At 43.0% G+C, this 19507-nt stretch carries 12 protein-coding genes; 9 read left to right on the top strand and 3 right to left on the bottom strand.

The genetic code is table 11. The features are described from left to right. From ACO067_RS15695 to ACO067_RS15655, 9 genes are all read left to right on the top strand, one after another. Positions 1–1353 carry an HlyD family secretion protein gene (locus ACO067_RS15695; RefSeq protein ID WP_421875663.1) on the top strand — a complete coding sequence of 451 codons (1353 nt, stop codon included), beginning with the start codon at positions 1–3 and terminating at the stop codon, positions 1351–1353. Further along, positions 1350–2777: a TolC family protein gene (locus ACO067_RS15690; RefSeq protein ID WP_421875661.1), complete on the top strand. Its 1428-nt coding sequence runs from the start codon at positions 1350–1352 to the stop codon at positions 2775–2777. The genes ACO067_RS15695 and ACO067_RS15690 overlap by 4 nt, the downstream gene beginning before the upstream one ends. A 100-nt stretch (positions 2778–2877) precedes the next feature. Next, complete coding sequence (locus tag ACO067_RS15685) at positions 2878–4287, top strand: sigma-54-dependent transcriptional regulator (RefSeq protein WP_421875659.1); 1410 nt, start codon at positions 2878–2880, stop codon at positions 4285–4287. Beyond that, the gene (locus tag ACO067_RS15680) at positions 4247–5653 is read left to right on the top strand and encodes a sensor histidine kinase (RefSeq protein ID WP_421875657.1); all 1407 of its coding nucleotides are present in this window, start codon (positions 4247–4249) and stop codon (positions 5651–5653) included. Before ACO067_RS15685 ends, ACO067_RS15680 begins: the two co-directional genes overlap by 41 nt. A 119-nt stretch (positions 5654–5772) precedes the next feature. Beyond that, positions 5773–6468, top strand: a complete 696-nt coding sequence (locus ACO067_RS15675) for a hypothetical protein (protein WP_421875655.1) — start codon at positions 5773–5775, stop codon at positions 6466–6468. Beyond that, positions 6465–7475, top strand: coding sequence for a sensor histidine kinase (locus ACO067_RS15670; protein ID WP_421875653.1), 1011 nt, complete (start codon positions 6465–6467; stop codon positions 7473–7475). The genes ACO067_RS15675 and ACO067_RS15670 overlap by 4 nt, the downstream gene beginning before the upstream one ends. Beyond that, entirely contained in the window at positions 7472–8143 is a 672-nt protein-coding gene (locus ACO067_RS15665) for a LytR/AlgR family response regulator transcription factor (protein WP_421875651.1), read from the top strand. Before ACO067_RS15670 ends, ACO067_RS15665 begins: the two co-directional genes overlap by 4 nt. Before the next feature lie 41 nt (positions 8144–8184). Next, complete coding sequence (locus ACO067_RS15660; protein WP_421875649.1) at positions 8185–9258, top strand: glycosyltransferase family protein; 1074 nt, start codon at positions 8185–8187, stop codon at positions 9256–9258. Position 9259: 1 nt separating this feature from the next. Continuing rightward, entirely contained in the window at positions 9260–10330 is a 1071-nt protein-coding gene (locus ACO067_RS15655; protein ID WP_421878318.1) for a hypothetical protein, read from the top strand. On the opposite strand, the gene ACO067_RS15650 is transcribed toward ACO067_RS15655, so the two are convergent. The 3 genes from ACO067_RS15650 to ACO067_RS15640 all read right to left on the bottom strand — a co-directional run bounded on the left by ACO067_RS15650 (position 10327) and on the right by ACO067_RS15640 (position 19454). After that, positions 10327–10833, bottom strand: a complete 507-nt coding sequence (locus ACO067_RS15650) for a phosphoribosyltransferase family protein (RefSeq protein ID WP_421875647.1) — start codon at positions 10831–10833, stop codon at positions 10327–10329. The genes ACO067_RS15655 and ACO067_RS15650 overlap by 4 nt on opposite strands. Beyond that, a complete protein-coding gene (locus ACO067_RS15645; protein WP_421875645.1) occupies positions 10830–11318 on the bottom strand; it encodes an Lrp/AsnC family transcriptional regulator in 489 nt (162 codons plus the stop codon). The genes ACO067_RS15650 and ACO067_RS15645 overlap by 4 nt, the downstream gene beginning before the upstream one ends. Before the next feature lie 102 nt (positions 11319–11420). After that, on the bottom strand, positions 11421–19454 hold the full coding sequence (locus ACO067_RS15640) for a PKD domain-containing protein (RefSeq protein ID WP_421875643.1): 8034 nt from the start codon (positions 19452–19454) through the stop codon (positions 11421–11423). Between the last annotated feature and the right edge of the window lie 53 nt (positions 19455–19507).

Here is a 19507-nt window from a genome sequence, read left to right as displayed (position 1 = left end):
ATGTTGAATATTTCTAACAATAAAGACGCAGATTTCCTGAAAGAAGGAGACTTCTATTCATTGCGTACTTTGAAAACGCCCGGAATGGGCAGGCTCCTGGCGAGAGTGCTTTTGGTCATTGGTGGAATCTCATTTCTAGCCATGTTTTTACCATGGCAGCAAAACATTAGAGGAACAGGCAGCCTGACCGCTTTTCATCCTAAGAACAGACCTCAGACCGTGGAAACAGCCATCGCTGGAAGAATAATCAATTGGAATAAACGTGAAGGTGAATTTGTCAACTTCGGTGATACCGTACTCACTCTGGCAGAAGTCAAAGAAAAATTCTTTGATCCGAAATTGCTGGAGCGCCTGGCAGCACAGATTGCCGCAAAAGAAAGTGGACTGGAAGCCAAGCGAGCAAAACAGGAAGCGTTGGAAAATCAGGTAGCCGCCTTGAAACAAGGCAGGATCATGAAGTTGCGGCAAGCAGAGAACAAACTCAAACAAGCCACTCTCAAACTGCAAAGTGATAGCATCGGCTTTGAAGCAGAGCAGGTCAACTACCGAAATGCCACCAACATCTTTGAACGGAACAAAAAACGATATGAAGCTGGCAACATCTCCCTGACCAAGTTTCAGGAGATGGAGTCCAAGTATCAGGCAGACAATGCCAAGGTCATATCTGCAGAAAACAAATGGCTACAAAGTCAGGCAGAGCTGATCAATGCACGGGTGAACCTATCCGCTATTGAAGCCGAGTATCAGGATAAAATCAGCAAATCCCAATCAGACTTATCAGCCACCATAGCAGACATCTACGACTCTGAAGCCAACCTAACCAAAATGCGCAATGAGTATTCCAACATGGAAATACGGAATCAGCAATACCAGATCATTGCTCCACAAAGTGGCTATATGGTCAAAGCCCTAAAAGCTGGTATTGGCCAGACAATCAAAGAAGGAGAAGCTGTGGCTACCATCATGCCTGAAACCAATGATAAGGCTGCGGAGATGTACGTAAAGGCGATGGACCTGCCTTTTATCAGCCAAGGTAGGCCAGTAAGAATCCAGTTTGACGGATGGCCGGCATTACAGTTTTCTGGTTGGCCCAATGTTTCTGTGGGAACGTTTGGTGGCATTGTCTCAGTCATCGATCGAGTGGAGAGCAAGCCAGGTTATTTCAGAATACTGGTGACCCCAGACCCAGATCAGGAAGACTGGCCAGAACAGCTACGAATGGGATCCGGCATCAAAGGCTGGGTGATGCTGAATGACGTGCCAATCTGGTATGAGCTATGGCGACAACTCAATGGGTTCCCGCCAAGTATTTATGAGAATGGTGAGGTGAAAATGCAATCGCAAAAAAAATGAGGAAACTGATCATTGTAGCACTTGTGTTGTTGGGTATATCAAGTCATGCTCAGGATTCATTGCTGATCAACCTGAATGACGTGTTAGAACTCGCCCGAAAAAACCATCCGATCATTAAACAGGCTGGATTGCAGGATCAATTCGCCGAAGCTGAAATACGAACGGCTAAGGGGACATTGGATCCTAAAATTACCTCTACGTACAACCTCAAAGACTACAAAGACACTGAGTACTGGAACAAATTCTACAGTGCGCTGAAAATTCCCGTTTGGTTTCCCATCGATCCAAAGATCGAAGCAGCCAGAAGCTCTGGAGAATACCTGAATAGAGAAGACTATATAGCACCTGGTGAGGATTACTGGCAGGTGAGCGCTGGAGTGAGCGTTCCCATAGGCAAGGGACTGTTCATAGACGAACGTAGAGCACTGATCAAGCAGGCAAAATTGTATAGTGACATAGCTGAAGCCGAAAAAATTAAGTTGAGCAATAAAATGCTTTTCACCATAGTGAAATCCTACTGGGAATGGTACTTTGCTTATGAGCAATTTGTACTCATGGAGCAAAGCATGCAGATCGCTGATGAGATATTCCGTCGGGTAAAGCTGGATTATGAATATGGTGAAGCTGCCGTGGTAGACACCGTACAGGCCAAGATTACTTATCAAAACAGAAGAGCAGACTATATCAATGCAGGTGTTCAACTCAACAATTCGCGACTGGCTATGTCAATTCATCTTTGGTCCGAAGAAGGCTTGCCTCTAGAACTTCCCGAAAACATGACTCCTTCACCCGAAAGCTCCCTATGGATCATCCCAGAAGACAGTACGCTGGATAAAGTGGTGATCTGGGCTTTTGAGAATCACCCAGAAATCCAAAAGGTCAGCGCCAAACAAGGACAGTATGAGATTGAACAACAGTGGAATCGGGAGAGTTTGAAACCACAGATTGATCTGAGTTACAGTTTTATCGATGCGCCATTCAGTACATCCGGACTTGAGCCAATAGATTTAGGAGAGAATTATAAGCTTGGTGTGGATTTTTCATTCCCTATTTTATTGAGAAAGGAACGTGGAAAGCTACAAAAATCAAAGCTGCAAATAGAAAGCCTCGGATATGAGCTACTACAAACCCAGCAGCAAATAGGAGCGCAAATCAAGTCAGTACATGCAGAGCTTACCGCAAGCCAGCAGCTAACCAGCCAATATGCTGACCTGGCTGCTAACTACCAGCGACTTTTGGATGCGGAGATTTTCAATATTGAAAATGGTGAAAGTGACCTGTTCAAACTAAACATCCAGCAGGATAAGTTTATCGAGTCACAAATCAAATACTTGAAAGTCCTGATTACGTATCAGAAACTAAAAGCAGAACTCCCCTATGTGGCAGGACTCCCCTATTTGTCCTATTTAAATATGTACGAATAAGCACACCTTTCCAGCTAAAGGTGTACATTTACGTACACTTTACTTTCCTAAAACAGACCATAACTTACCTAAATGGCGGTTTTTAGGATTTGGCATTATTATGGACACAACACCTCAAAACAATAACACCGTGGACAAAGAACTAGGAAAAATACTCATAATAGACGATGATGAAGATGTGTTGCTCGCAGCTAAGATGCTGCTGAAAAAGCACGCCAAAGAAGTCATCATCGAAAAGAATCCAAAGAAAATCCCCTTTCTACTCAACAATGACACCTACGATCTGATACTCCTGGACATGAACTTCAGCAAGGACATTACTTCCGGAAAGGAAGGATTTTACTGGCTGGAGCAAATTCTTGACAAAGATCCACAGGCTGTTGTCATACTAATCACTGCTTTTGGAGATGTGGAGATGGCGGTAAAAGCGCTGAAAGCAGGTGCTACGGACTTTGTCTTGAAACCATGGCAAAATGAAAAACTCATCGCGACGCTAAACAGTGCTGCCAAACTCAAAGAATCCTACAAAGAGGTAACACAGCTTAAGCAAACCAGTAAGCAATTACAGGAAGACAGCAATCTGGCCTTCAAAAACATCATTGGTGACAGTGATGAAATCAAGGAAGTCTTTAAAATCATTGATAAAGTGGCGGGTACGGATGCCAACATCCTGATACTGGGTGAGAACGGTACGGGTAAAGAATTAATCGCTCGTGCCGTGCATCAGAAGTCCCTAAGAAAGGACAATGTGTTCATCGGTGTGGACATGGGAGCCATAACTGAGTCACTGTTTGAAAGTGAATTATTTGGGCATAAAAAAGGATCCTTTACTGATGCTAAGGAGGACCGACCAGGGCGCTTTGAAGTAGCCAATAGTGGCACCCTTTTCCTTGACGAAATTGGCAATCTGAGCATGCCATTGCAATCCAAACTGTTGACAGCATTGCAAAAGCGAGAAGTCACCCGTATTGGGTCTAATCAATCCACTCCGATAGACATTCGGCTGATATGCGCGACCAATTTGCCAATTGATGAAATGGTGCATGAGAACACCTTTCGGCAGGATCTACTTTATCGAATCAATACCGTAGAAATACACCTTCCTCCACTGAGAGATCGCTTGTCAGACATACCGCTACTCGCCGATCATTTCGTGAAAATGTACAACCAAAAGTACCGTAAGCACATCGACGGAATGTCTGCAGCTACTATCAAAAAACTGCAGAAGTACAACTGGCCTGGCAATATTCGCGAGCTGCAGCACGCCATCGAACGCGCTATCATCATGAGTGATTCTTCGTCATTGCAGCCTGATGATTTTTTCTTTTTGTCGCAAAAACCAGAAGGAAATGTCTCAGTGGAAGCCAACAACTTTAACCTGGATGAAGTAGAGAAAAATGTGATCCAGCGTGCTATCAACAAGCACAACGGCAACATCTCTCAGGCTGCCAAGGAACTGGGACTGACACGTGCATCGCTTTACAGAAGACTGGAGAAGTATGGTCTATAAGAAGTTCAAATATCAGCTAGCAGGCCGAATCATACTTCTTGGACTGACCATTTTCTTATTGGCCAGTTTGTATTACACGGAGAGTTATACATTCACTAAACTGCTGATTTTCACGTTGGCAGTCATTCAGAGTTTTTACCTGTATTACTTTCTGGAAAAATCCAATCGGGAGGTCATCAGCTTCCTACAAAGTATCCAATGGGATGACTTCTCGCATACCTATCCGGAAAAGAAAACCGGTAGTAGCATGGATAATCTTTACATGGAATTCAACGCCGTGATGCGCAAATTCAGGGATATCCGAGCAGAGAAAGAAGCGCACTATCAGTACTTAAAAACCATTGTGCAACATGTAGCTATAGGCATCATAACATTTGACAAGGAAGGTGAAATTCAAATCATTAATTCAGCGGCCAAGACACTTTTAGGCATCAAGCAAATCAAAAATGTCCGTCAATTGAAAGTGGTCAGTGAAGATCTGATTGGTGCACTGAAAAACCTACGTACAGGAGGACGTGACCTTGTAAAGATCTCACGAAGCAATGACGAAGGTGAAATTCAACTAGCCATTTATGCCATAGAGTTATCACTTAGAGGTAAGGAGTTTAAGCTGATATCACTGCAAAACATCCAAAGCGAGCTGGAAGAAAAAGAAATGGAAGCCTGGCAGAACCTCATTAGGGTGCTGACCCATGAAATCATGAATAGTGTAACGCCAATTTCCTCATTAGCACGGACGCTCGAATCCGAAATGGAAGAATGGCTCAGTAATGGTCAGGATGTGAATCGGATTGCTAATGACTCCATCGAAGATTTCCACATGGCACTGCATACTATCCATCGCCGCAGTGATAGCCTGATCAAGTTTGTGAGTGACTTCCGTAACATGACGCGCATCACACTGCCCAACATCTCCACAGTGAATGTGAAGGAGCTAATGGATCACGTGATGGTACTGCTGAAGAATGACGTGCAAGAAAACGACATCAGTGTAGAGCAGGATATACCGGCTGATATGTGCATTCAAATAGATGAGCAGCAGATTGAGCAGGTGATCATCAATATTGTAAAGAATGCCATCCAGGCACTGGCAGAGCACGATGAGCATGAAGGAGACAAAAAACTGTGGCTGAAAGCGCACATCAAGCCTGAAGGTGGAGCTTACATCTCCATCCGCGACAATGGTCCGGGCATTGATGAAGAGGCTCTCAAAAAAATCTTTATCCCATTTTTTACCACCAAAAAAAGCGGTTCGGGTATCGGACTCAGCCTCTCCAAACAAATCATGCGCAACCACCGGGGCAACATTGCTGTGCGTTCAGTGATCAACGATGGCACCGAATTCACCTTGCGTTTTGCCGATTAGGGAAACCCGAGATTTTCATTCGTTCACCCGGAAATATCTTTTGTTCAAAGATTAAACTATTTTGGTTGGAGTGTTTCTTACAGTTTTGATTCAATAATGAATCTAAAAACCACAAGAAAATGAAAAAGACAAATTACCTCCTGTTGCTGGCCTTGTGCCTTGGCATGTCGTCATGTGTGTACTCACTCTTTCCAATTTACACCAAAGAATCACTGGTTTACCTAAAAGACCTGGAAGGCTCCTGGGAAAATGGAGAAGGTGCACTGATTAAGTTTGGTGCACTGGGTGGAAACCTGTCCATCACGGTAACACCTGGAGATGACGAATTTATCGTAGTAGAAGGGGATACCATCCGAGACAAAGAGCAAGTGGCCGCTTATTGGGAAAAGGAGATGGAAACGTCATTGGCACCAGAGCTGGCTGTACTGACAGATAAAGGCTACTTACTGGAAATCATCGAAAGCGATGACACGCTCAAGTTCAAATCCAAACTGGCCAAAATCGGCGACAATCATTTTCTGGATATGTATCCCGCAGAAGGAATTGATGACGAATACATGAGCCAAAACCTCTTTCCTGTACATACCTTCATGAAGCTGGATATTAAGGACGATCAACTCACTCTCACTCAATTTGACCTGGATAAGCTCACTGACCTGTTCGAGAGTAACAGAATCCGGTTGAGACATGAAAAGGTTCAGGGCTCCATCGTGATTACTGCACAACCCGAGGAAATACAGAAGTTTTTGATGTCTTACTCCCGGGATGAGTCCGTATTCGATACTCCAGATAACTACAAACGAGTAGGTCCATGAAACGCCTTCTGCTCCGCATCGCCTCTATCCGATGGCTTCAGCACCTGATCTTTTGGGTGCTGTCGCTGAGCTTCATCACCTCCTACTTTTCCATTTCCAACGAGCTGGCAGTTACTGATCTGATATACTCCTTCTGGTTTCACCTTTGTGTTGTGCCGATGGTGTATGTCTTACTGAGGTTCATCATACCTATCCTCTTTGAAAGCGAACGGTATTTACTGTTCCTATTTGCTGCTGGAATCAACCTGCTATTTGGTTGGGGATTGCATTATGCTGTGTTTGAATGGGTCGTCCCAAAGGTGATGACCTCTTATTACATTGTGTCATTCACAGATAATTTCATTTTGATTGTGATCCTGACCGTTTACACCTTATTAGCCACGCTCTTGCACTTCTCAAAATCCTGGTTCAAAGTCAACTCTTTGGAAAAGGATAAAATCAACCTGGAACTCAACTCATTGAAGAACCAGCTAAATCCTCATTTTTTATTCAATGGACTTAATGGAATCTATTCCTTGAGCGTGCAAAATGACAAACGGGCGCCTGAAGCCATTCTAAAACTATCTGATTTACTGCGCTATAGCCTCTATGAGGTGTCGGCAGAGACAGTCGCGTTGGAGAAAGAAATACAAATCCTTCAGGACTATATTGACTTGCAGCTCATACGATTTAAACCAGACAGAGAAGTGATGTTTAACCATAAAGGCACCGGAAATCCAGTGATTATTCCGATGATTCTTCTTCCCATCCTAGAGAATGCATTTAAACACGGAAATCTGACTAAAGAAGGATCCTTTATCAAGGTACATCTGACTTACTCGGCTGAAAGTATTCACTTGGAATGCCTAAATAGTTTTAGCCCCATCAATTCTGATGAATCAAGGTCTGGACTAGGTCTTGCCAGCATACGCAAGCTCATTGAACTCTACTATGGGAAAAAGGGTGATTTGAGCATTAGCAAGGAAGGCAATCAATTTAGAGCTAATCTTAAACTACTACTCTCATGATCAGGTGCGTCATAATCGAAGATGAGCCACTGGCCAAGCAACTACTAGAGCGCTACGTCACGGAAACCGAAGGTTTGGAACTGGTCGGCTATGCCGAAGATGCGGAACAGGCCTTTGATCTAATCAATGAAAAGTCCCCTGACCTGCTATTTTTGGATATCCAGTTACCTGGATTGACAGGCCTCAATTTTTACAAAAGCCTAATACATAAACCCAAGGTAATTTTTACCACCGCTTATCCAGATCATGCCGTGGAAGGTTTTGAATTGGAGGCTGTCGATTACCTGTTGAAGCCTTTCTCTTATGAACGGTTCGTCAAGGCCACAATGAAGGCCAAAAGCCTCTTGGATACAGCCAAGTCGGATGATGTGATCATCATCAAAGAAGACAAAAAGTCCTACAGGGTGCCTCTGGATCAACTTCTCCATATTGAGTCTATCGGTGACTATGTGAAGGTTTACACCACTGATAAGACATACCTCTCTTCGGACACATTAAAGTCCTTGGAAACCCAACTTCCACATCCGTTTATGCGTGTCCATAAATCATTTATTGTCAACATGGATCAGGTAGCCTACCTGGAGGGAAACCGATTAAAAATCCAGAACACGATGGTTCCCATTGGGTATGCTTACCGCGAAAGTGTTTCAAAATTATTCAAGAAGTAATCTGCTTTGAAGTAAATTGTCCAAACCAAACTTTCGGTCCGTTGAAGTACGTATTTATCATACAAGGCGAAGGTCGTGGACACATGACCCAGGCATTATCACTTGCCAAAATATTGAGGTCACAGCACCATGAAATCTCCCGTGTGATCGTCGGGAAGAGCAAGCGCAGAAATATCCCGCAGTTTTTCTTAGATAAAATTGGCTCTCCTGTTGAGCATTTGGACAGCCCAAATTTTGTAACTGATAAAAATCAAAAATCAGTCAAGCCCTTCAGGACGGTGGTGTACTCCCTGCTCAAAAGCAAAGTATACATGCAATCCATCCAACGCATAGATGAGATCGTTCAGGAGCACCAGCCAGATGTGATCATTAATTTCTATGACTTCCTGGGTGGCCTTTACAACTTTGCAAAGCGTCCGAAAGCTAAATTTGTTTGCATTGCACACCAATTTTTAATCGCACATCCGGAGTTTGACTTTCCACCTAAACGACCGCTAGATAAGCTATCCTTACTCATGGGCAATAAGATTGCCAGTCTCGGGGCGGACCGAATTCTTGGGTTGAGTTTTCAGGAGTTTACTGACGTACCACGAAAGAAATTGATCGTGGTGCCGCCACTTTTGAGAGAAGAAGTTACTTCCAAAAGCTCATCCAAAGAGGATCACTTCCTGGTCTACATGGTCAACCCTGGATATGCAGCAGAAGTAGATGCCTTTCATGCGGCTCACCCAGAACAGCCCTTACATTGCTTTTGGGATAAAAATGACATGCCCGAAGTGCACCGGGTAGGTGATACGCTCACCTATCACCAGCTGAATGATGAGAAGTTTATCGATAAAATGGCATCATGCAAGGGGTATGTGACTACTGCAGGATTTGAGTCGGTATGCGAGGCAATGTATCTTGGCAAACCGGTTTTGATGGTGCCTGTAGAAGGGCATTATGAACAGGCCTGCAATGCCATTGATGCCAAAAAAGCAGGCGCTGGCATCTTTAGTGATCGGTTTGACATAGGTCTGCTAAACACCTACCTACCACAACACCAGGAAGTAGGTGAACATTTCAGACATTGGGCTGACCAATCCAAAGAGATTTTTCTTCGAGAATTGTGCTGACATGGCCATCATTAGTAAAAAGAAAATAGCGATCAAAATAAGCGATCAGCTGAGAAGTTACCTACAGAAGTATGACCGGGAGTCTACCCTACCCATTGACTATCCCAGCTTACTGCGGTATGACAATTCCATACCGCTGTATGATCGGAATGGAAAGGACACCCTTTGGGAAACGGTTTTCTTTCCTCAGGATGAAATGAGCAACATCTACCTGGCGCTCAAGAAGATTTATGCTTTAATGAAGGCTGACGGAGACCTATCGGTAATGGATCACCTGTTCATCGATCGGGTGGACCTCTGTGTCTATGGCAACACTCAGCCGTTTAGAGTGCGGGTGGTCAACCGCATCAATGATAACTTTGACTACTTCTACATCAAACATGCGGATGCTTCGCGAATCTATGGGTTGGAGTTGGAGCACTTGCTCTCTCCCAATAAGCTGCAATACCTGGTTTTTAGAGACACTTTAATCGAGGAACACATCGTTGGCATCCCGGGGGATCAGTTTATCAAAACCCACCTGGATGATCCAAATCTCAATGAAATTAGGCTTGCCAAGGAGTTTGTGAAGTTTAATGAACGATGCTTCGTGAGACTTCTCGGAGACATGCATTCCAGCAACTTTGTGATTGACATTACTCCGGACTTTGAAGAAGTGGATTATCGAATTAGAGCCATCGATTTTGACCAACAATCCTATGAAGGTCGACGCGCGATCTATCTACCTCAGTACTTCAAACAAAACAACCCCATCATCGAAATTGGTCTACGCTGTATGACACCTGAGTCTGTACACCAGTATCAACGTGAGGAGCGCTCATTGATTGCCAACCGGATGAAAATGGAACGCATGCGAATAGAAGACCTACTCAACACTATGAGTCTGGACCAACTCTCCTCAAAAGAGAATGTAAAACAACTCGGAGAAGAGCTCGCGGACTTCTATGAAGAAAGAGAATTTCTGTCTTGTTCCAGCATGGGAGAGCTGGTGGCTCTCAGTCTGGAAATGCTCATACGAAAACCAGATCTGTACAAGGATTATATAACAGGCACCAAGCTCAAAAGCAACTAGTACAGAAATACGCCTTTGTTATCTTCCAGAATCACTTCTACATGCTCATCAATAGTTGTAGAAAGCTCATAGCCCATATAATTAGCCAGTACCGGAAAACGCTTGTGACTTCTATTAACCAAAACTGCAGCCTGAAGTTTCTTTACTTCCACGTCCAAAATAGCCTTGAAGCTATAGGCCATGGTCTTTCCGGAGTTTAGTACATCATCCACAATGATGATGGATTTGCCTTTGAGCTGTACACTATCCACATCCAGGGTAACTTCAGCTCCAGCCGGTTGGTCCTTGTTGATATTGAGTCTGACCAAACTAGTCTTAACTTCAGGGGCAATGTCAGCCAATTGCTTCACCAGCATTTTCGCAATGGAATAGCCTTTATCATATATGCCTACAATGACGATTTGCTTTTCGTCAAAATTGTTCTCATATATTTCGAAGGCTATTCTACGAATGATCTGCTGGACCTGAAGACCAGTTAGTATCAAATTTTGCTCTTTAATCATGATTGAGGAACAGGCATCACTTTGCTATCCTTAAAGGTAGAAAGGATCACCATGGATTGAAGGCTATCCACGACTTCAATTTCACTTACCTTCTCCAGCATTAGGCGCTGGTAAGATGTAATGTCTTTAGAAATCACTTTCAGAATAAAATCCCCCGATCCGGTAATGTGATGGCACTCAATTACCTCAGGTATCTGGTTGATTTCTGCTAAGAAAAGATCTATGTTCTTTTTATTATGTCCCTTTAGAGTCACCTGCACAAAGGTATGAACGCCCAAACCAATCTTCTCCGTGTCCAACTTCGCATGATAACTCTTGATAATTCCGGAGTTTTCAAGCTTCTTCACTCGCTCTAAAGTTGGGGCTGGAGATAGGCCAATGTCTTTGGATAATTGGGCATTAGTTATTTTGGCATTGGATTGCAGAATCTCTAAAATCCTCCTGTCTATCTCGTCTAATTTCAAGTGTAGTGAATTTAACTTCATTCCAAATTTTATTTGCTGCAAATGTAATAATAATTGTAAATATTTGGATTCTTATTGATAATTCTCGCACTATTAACAAACCATTTGCTGAATGAGCAGGAATTATTGCTTGATGATTCGTGCTTTATGGATTCCGCCCTGGTAGTTAATCAAGACAAAATAAGTTCCAGCATCAAACCGGGAAACATCAAATGTGAAGGTGGTCAGTCCTGCCGGATGATTTTCCAATACTTTTACCTGCTTTGCCTGACCTGATAAATCCAGAATCGTGACTGTAATATCTCCCGCGGAAGGAATTACCGCACGGATTGAGGATCTGTCTGAAGCTGGGTTTGGAAAGGCTGGTTCAAATACTGTTTCATTCTCTATGTTGATACACTGCTCATTGTTAAGCTGGTCCTGGTCCTCTACTGCATATGGAGTAGTTAGGCTCACACATAAATAGCTTAATTTGGATGAAACAGGCAAATTCACGTTGAGTCGGACTCTTGTATCTTCACCATCATTGATTCGTTTGACGATGGTTTCGGACAGCTCAAAATCATTTTCCAAAATAATCTTTGCCTCCAAAGAATCTACTGGTAAGTTACTCCGATTAAAAATGTCCAAAAGAATACTCTGGCCTGTGGCATTTTCGATTAGCTGCAATGAAGATATCCCCACATCCACCACAGGAGTGATGGATCTGACCACTGTAGTTGTGCTATCCAGACATCCGTCCGCAGATACTGCTAATAGCTTCACTTCTTGATTGCCTACCTCGCTGAAGGCAAGCAAAGGCTCAAATGCATTGGAAACCAAGTCACCATTTACATACCAATAGTACTCAGTACCTAAAGTAGAGTAATTCTCTGTAGACAATGAAAATGGCGGAATCCCGTAATCGTTGCTAAGGGAGAAGGACAAGTCCGGCTTGGACGTCAGTACTACCTCCTGCTCCTGCTCAATACTGCATCCATACTCCGTTTGTACCTGTAGAGTCACGCTGTAAGACCCATTTTCTAGTGATGGCAGAAGGGCTTCTGGTCCGGTACCAATCAATTTGTCATTCACATACCATTTTCTGGAGACAATCGGGTCATTGAACATCATAGACGTATCACTCACCGTGACCAGTTCATTTTCACAGCTGTTGTTTTGACTGAAGCCAAGCTGAGGGGCTGCGAGTACTTCCACCAACTGCGTTCGAGAAGCGGTGCAGAGGTTGGCATTGTCCACAGAAAGCGTTACTTCGTAAGTTCCCGGGTCTTTGAACAGATAGTTCAGTTCAGGACCCGATTGATTGAGCAATATCCCATTGATGCGCCACATGCGGTTAATGAGCGCATTTTTGTTCGTGGATTCGTCATAAAACGTTGAAGTATCACCAAGACAGGCTAAATCGGAGGCAATGACCACCTCAGGCTTGGCAAGTACATCAATGGATTCAGTATAGGTGGCTGAGCATCCAGAGGAAGAATACACTACCAGGGTTACATTTTGATCTCCATCTGAGTCAAATACCAAACCTGGGTTTCGTTGATTAGATACCATTTGTCCATCAACAAACCACTCCCACTGCTCAATATCTGCGTCATTGACAATGGAAACATCTTGCAAGATGGTTTCCGAGCCCTGGCATACAATATCATACTCAAATTCTGGTTGCGGAATGGCTGCTACTTCTACTACGTCAGTCTTTGAGTTGGTACAGCCATTGCCATCAGTGGATTCCAACGTTACAGTATAAGTACCTGCGGCAACATATAAGTGATCCGGACTACTCTGAGTACTGATATACCCATCACCAAAGTCCCATCGGAAGGTATTTCCTTCAGATTGATTGGAGAAAGTCATCACCTCACCATCGCAAGTGGTAGAAGGATCGAAAGCCATCTCCGGCAGACTAGTGATCACAATGGTATCCTGGTAGATCTCCGACTCACAGCCAGGGATACTGGCATAAACGGAAATGATCTTTTGTCCCGAGATATTAAAAGTAGCTGTCAGGTCTGAGGTGGTAACCGTGTCTGCAAGCCCAGTTATCTGCCAGTGATACTGGATACCCCCAGTGTAGGCAGCATCATCGGTTGTGTTTTCAAAAGTGATCTCACTTCCAATGCAATAAGTAGAAGCATTAACCTCAAAACTCGGTACCGGAGGTTCCTCATAAATAGTCACCTCTCTTTCCACAAAGTTGCTACAACCACCACTGCTGGTTACCTCCAACCGAACCGTGTAGGTCCCAGCTCCCCCCAGCGTATCGAAAAGCACCTCTGGGTTAGGGCCTGTAGAGTCTTCTACATCATCTCCATTAAAGTCCCAGCTGTAACTGGTGATGTCTCCACTCGAGTTGATGGAAGTGAAGGTGTTCGAGTTAGTCACACACCGGTTAGCATCTATGCTGAAGTCTATGTCGGGGGCGGTGGAGGATGATACTACGATGGAATCCGAATAATGATCCGTCCTGCCATTAACATCTGTCACCGTAAGGCTTATGTATTTAGTCCCTGAAGTCTGGTAACTTATCTCCTCTGGCAAATACTCTTCCGATGTAATTAAACTACTACCACATTCAACTCCATCTAAATTTACCTTGTATAGCACATTGCTCGATTCGTTTATGCTGAAACCTCGCCACAAACTCACATCCTTTGCAAATACCATATTAAAGGTGTTTGATAAGACTCCAAGAGTCCCAATATCCTCAAGTTTGTTGCTATCAAAACCTCCAGAAAGTGATGATCCGAAATTATACAAACTCAAACTGCCCGACACATCAACTATCAGTCCATAATACCGACCCTTATCATCCAGCAAACGCACTGATCCCGGTGAACCTACATCGGATAATACATCATAAGAATCGTAACCATCTAGAAGAGACTGCCCAAAATTAAGTTTTAAAACCTCTGAAGTATTGCGGGAACTCATCAAAACATACCACTCATCACACTCGCGAATGGCAGATACTGAATGAGGCCAACTTGCTATGCCTGTAAAATCATATACATAAACATCCTCAGCCAATATTTCTGATGGAATTGAACTAGGCCCAAAATCAATCAAAATCAATTCATCATAACCCTCATTGGGCAGCATCAGGTATTGATCTTCTCCATCCTCTACAAATTGTAGCATCCGGGTACGAAATAATGATACACCAGGTATTGGTAACGATCTCACTGTAGGCTGACCCTGTATCCCATCTGGAAACTCTAATATCAGTAGGTCCTCTCGGTCGCGGTTAACTACTACACCATAAAGATCTCCTGATGGAAACCGCTGAAAAGTTATGTTTGATATGAAATCATATAACGGATCTGTTCCTACATCATACACTGTTACATCATTATTGTCAAGTGATTCACCATGCTCAACTCGATAAAGTTTATTATTATCTCTACTCGTAATAAAACTGTACCATAAACCTGAATCTTGAACCATGCCGATCCCTCTAGGTTTAGAAGCCCCTGAAATAGTAACTAACTCCTGCGAAGTATAATTAATGGCAGACACGAAATCCCCCCCACAAAAATCCCAATCATATTTGACAGCCCCGTTAACTGACCCGTTAGACACAGAAATCAACTCACCCTCACAGTAGTCATCCTTCTCTATAGTAAATAAAGATGTAGGACATTGGGCAGCTGAGATTGAAAATGTAGTATCCAACTCTTGGCTACATCCCTGTATGGTCGTAATCGATAAAGTCACTGGTAAGTCTTCTTGAGGATTATCAAAGACAGTTGTTATCTGTTGACCTTCGTAATCTGTGATTCCTATCGTCCAAAGCCAAGAAACAACCGAATCTCCAGAAAGTGTCAAATCTTCGCCATTGAAAGTCACTGGAAGATTCTCAATAGCCTCACCCACACTCATAGATAAAAGTGGTTGATCATTAACGGTTAACTCTTGTTGGTAAGAAGTGATACACCCCGCAGAATTACTTACTGTCAGACTGACTTGATAAGTTCCTGACGAGGCATATTGATATGTGGTATCCACTGCAGAAGAACTACCTCCATCGCCAAAATCCCAGGAATAATTCGTCAAGTTATCTCCAAACACCTCACTGGTAAAATTGATCGCTTCACCATAGCAATTGTTGGTGTAATTATAGCTAACAGAAGGCCCTTCTAATACCGCAATAGTGTCTCTATAAACAGCTGATAAACAACCCGTCAATATACTTTGAAGACTGATTATCTTCTCTCCTGAAGTAGTAAATACATAGGTCGTATCCCGCTGATCAACTGTATCACCATCAATCACCCACTGGTAGGACAACACACCCTCATAGCCCGTCTCATCGGTAGAATTGGTAAAAGAGAATTCACTATTGGTACACTCTGATGTTACTGTATAATCAAAACTCGGAACCGGAGGTTCTTCGTAAATAGTAATCTCCTTCTCTACAAAGTTGCTACAACCACCACTGCTGGTTACCTCCAACCGAACCGTATAGGTACCCGCTCCGCCTAGCGTATCAAAGCTTACCTCAGGAATAGGGTCTGTAGAGTCTTCTACATCATCTCCATTAAAGTCCCAACTGTAACTGGTGATGTCTCCACTCGAGTTGATGGAAGTGAAGGTGTTCGAGTTAGTCACACACCGGTTAGCATCTATGCTGAAGTCTATGTCGGGGGCGGTGGAGGATGATACTACGATGGAATCCGAATAATGATCCGTCCTGCCATTAACATCTGTCACCGTAAGGCTTATGTATTTAGTCCCTGAAGTCTGGTAACTTATCTCCTCTGGCAAATACTCTTCCGATGTAATTAAACTACTACCACATTCAACTCCATCTAAATTTACCTTGTATAGCACATTGCTCGATTCGTTTATGCTGAAACCTCGCCACAAACTCACATCCTTTGCAAATACCATATTAAAGGTGTTTGATAAGACTCCAAGAGTCCCAATATCCTCAAGTTTGTTGCTATCAAAACCTCCAGAAAGTGATGATCCGAAATTATACAAACTCAAACTGCCCGACACATCAACTATCAGTCCATAATACCGACCCTTATCATCCAGCAAACGCACTGATCCCGGTGAACCTACATCGGATAATACATCATAAGAATCGTAACCATCTAGAAGAGACTGCCCAAAATTAAGTTTTAAAACCTCTGAAGTATTGCGGGAACTCATCAAAACATACCACTCATCACACTCGCGAATGGCAGATACTGAATGAGGCCAACTTGCTATGCCTGTAAAATCATATACATAAACATCCTCAGCCAATATTTCTGATGGAATTGAACTAGGCCCAAAATCAATCAAAATCAATTCATCATAACCCTCATTGGGCAGCATCAGGTATTGATCTTCTCCATCCTCTACAAATTGTAGCATCCGGGTACGAAATAATGATACACCAGGTATTGGTAACGATCTCACTGTAGGCTGACCCTGTATCCCATCTGGAAACTCTAATATCAGTAGGTCCTCTCGGTCGCGGTTAACTACTACACCATAAAGATCTCCTGATGGAAACCGCTGAAAAGTTATGTTTGATATGAAATCATATAACGGATCTGTTCCTACATCATACACTGTTACATCATTATTGTCAAGTGATTCACCATGCTCAACTCGATAAAGTTTATTATTATCTCTACTCGTAATAAAACTGTACCATAAACCTGAATCTTGAACCATGCCGATCCCTCTAGGTTTAGAAGCCCCTGAAATAGTAACTAACTCCTGCGAAGTATAATTAATGGCAGACACGAAATCCCCCCCACAAAAATCCCAATCATATTTGACAGCCCCGTTAACTGACCCGTTAGACACAGAAATCAACTCACCCTCACAGTAGTCATCCTTCTCTATAGTAAATAAAGATGTAGGACATTGGGCAGCTGAGATTGAAAATGTAGTATCCAACTCTTGGCTACATCCCTGTATGGTCGTAATCGATAAAGTCACTGGTAAGTCTTCTTGAGGATTATCAAAGACAGTTGTTATCTGTTGACCTTCGTAATCTGTGATTCCTATCGTCCAAAGCCAAGAAACAACCGAATCTCCAGAAAGTGTCAAATCTTCGCCATTGAAAGTCACTGGAAGATTCTCAATAGCCTCACCCACACTCATAGATAAAAGTGGTTGATCATTAACGGTTAACTCTTGTTGGTAAGAAGTGATACACCCCGCAGAATTACTTACTGTCAGACTGACTTGATAAGTTCCTGACGAGGCATATTGATATGTGGTATCCACTGCAGAAGAACTACCTCCATCGCCAAAATCCCAGGAATAATTCGTCAAGTTATCTCCAAACACCTCACTGGTAAAATTGATCGCTTCACCATAGCAATTGTTGGTGTAATTATAGCTAACAGAAGGCCCTTCTAATACCGCAATAGTGTCTCTATAAACAGCTGATAAACAACCCGTCAATATACTTTGAAGACTGATTATCTTCTCTCCTGAAGTAGTAAATACATAGGTCGTATCCCGCTGATCAACTGTATCACCATCAATCACCCACTGGTAGGACAACACACCCTCATAGCCCGTCTCATCGGTAGAATTGGTAAAAGAGAATTCACTATTGGTACACTCTGATGTTACTGTATAATCAAAACTCGGAACCGGAGGTTCTTCGTAAATAGTAATCTCCTTCTCTACAAAGTTGCTACAACCACCACTGCTGGTTACCTCCAACCGAACCGTATAGGTACCCGCTCCGCCTAGCGTATCAAAGCTTACCTCAGGAATAGGGTCTGTAGAGTCTTCTACATCATCTCCATTAAAGTCCCAACTGTAACTGGTGATGTCTCCACTCGAGTTGATGGAAGTGAAGGTGTTCGAGTTAGTCACACACCGGTTAGCATCTATGCTGAAGTCTATGTCGGGGGCGGTGGAGGATGATACTACGATGGAATCCGAATAATGATCCGTCCTGCCATTAACATCTGTCACCGTAAGGCTTATGTATTTAGTCCCTGAAGTCTGGTAACTTATCTCCTCTGGCAAATACTCTTCCGATGTAATTAAACTACTACCACATTCAACTCCATCTAAATTTACCTTGTATAGCACATTGCTCGATTCGTTTATGCTGAAACCTCGCCACAAACTCACATCCTTTGCAAATACCATATTAAAGGTGTTTGATAAGACTCCAAGAGTCCCAATATCCTCAAGTTTGTTGCTATCAAAACCTCCAGAAAGTGATGATCCGAAATTATACAAACTCAAACTGCCCGACACATCAACTATCAGTCCATAATACCGACCCTTATCATCCAGCAAACGCACTGATCCCGGTGAACCTACATCGGATAATACATCATAAGAATCGTAACCATCTAGAAGAGACTGCCCAAAATTAAGTTTTAAAACCTCTGAAGTATTGCGGGAACTCATCAAAACATACCACTCATCACACTCGCGAATGGCAGATACTGAATGAGGCCAACTTGCTATGCCTGTAAAATCATATACATAAACATCCTCAGCCAATATTTCTGATGGAATTGAACTAGGCCCAAAATCAATCAAAATCAATTCATCATAACCCTCATTGGGCAGCATCAGGTATTGATCTTCTCCATCCTCTACAAATTGTAGCATCCGGGTACGAAATAATGATACACCAGGTATTGGTAACGATCTCACTGTAGGCTGACCCTGTATCCCATCTGGAAACTCTAATATCAGTAGGTCCTCTCGGTCGCGGTTAACTACTACACCATAAAGATCTCCTGATGGAAACCGCTGAAAAGTTATGTTTGATATGAAATCATATAACGGATCTGTTCCTACATCATACACTGTTACATCATTATTGTCAAGTGATTCACCATGCTCAACTCGATAAAGTTTATTATTATCTCTACTCGTAATAAAACTGTACCATAAACCTGAATCTTGAACCATGCCGATCCCTCTAGGTTTAGAAGCCCCTGAAATAGTAACTAACTCCTGCGAAGTATAATTAATGGCAGACACGAAATCCCCCCCACAAAAATCCCAATCATATTTGACAGCCCCGTTAACTGACCCGTTAGACACAGAAATCAACTCACCCTCACAGTAGTCATCCTTCTCTATAGTAAATAAAGATGTAGGACATTGGGCAGCTAATAAATGAACACTGAGAAAAAAAAGAAAACAAGTAAGTGCTCTAACTATCATTGCAACAACAGTTTAAGACACAAAAGTATTCACATCTGAAGAGACTGTGATTT

This window comes from Marinoscillum sp. (genome assembly GCF_965229915.1).
Taxonomy (GTDB): Bacteria; Bacteroidota; Bacteroidia; order Cytophagales; family Cyclobacteriaceae; genus Marinoscillum.
The sequence above is the reverse complement of the archived record's forward strand: the minus strand, read 5'-3'. Positions and strand labels throughout refer to the sequence as shown.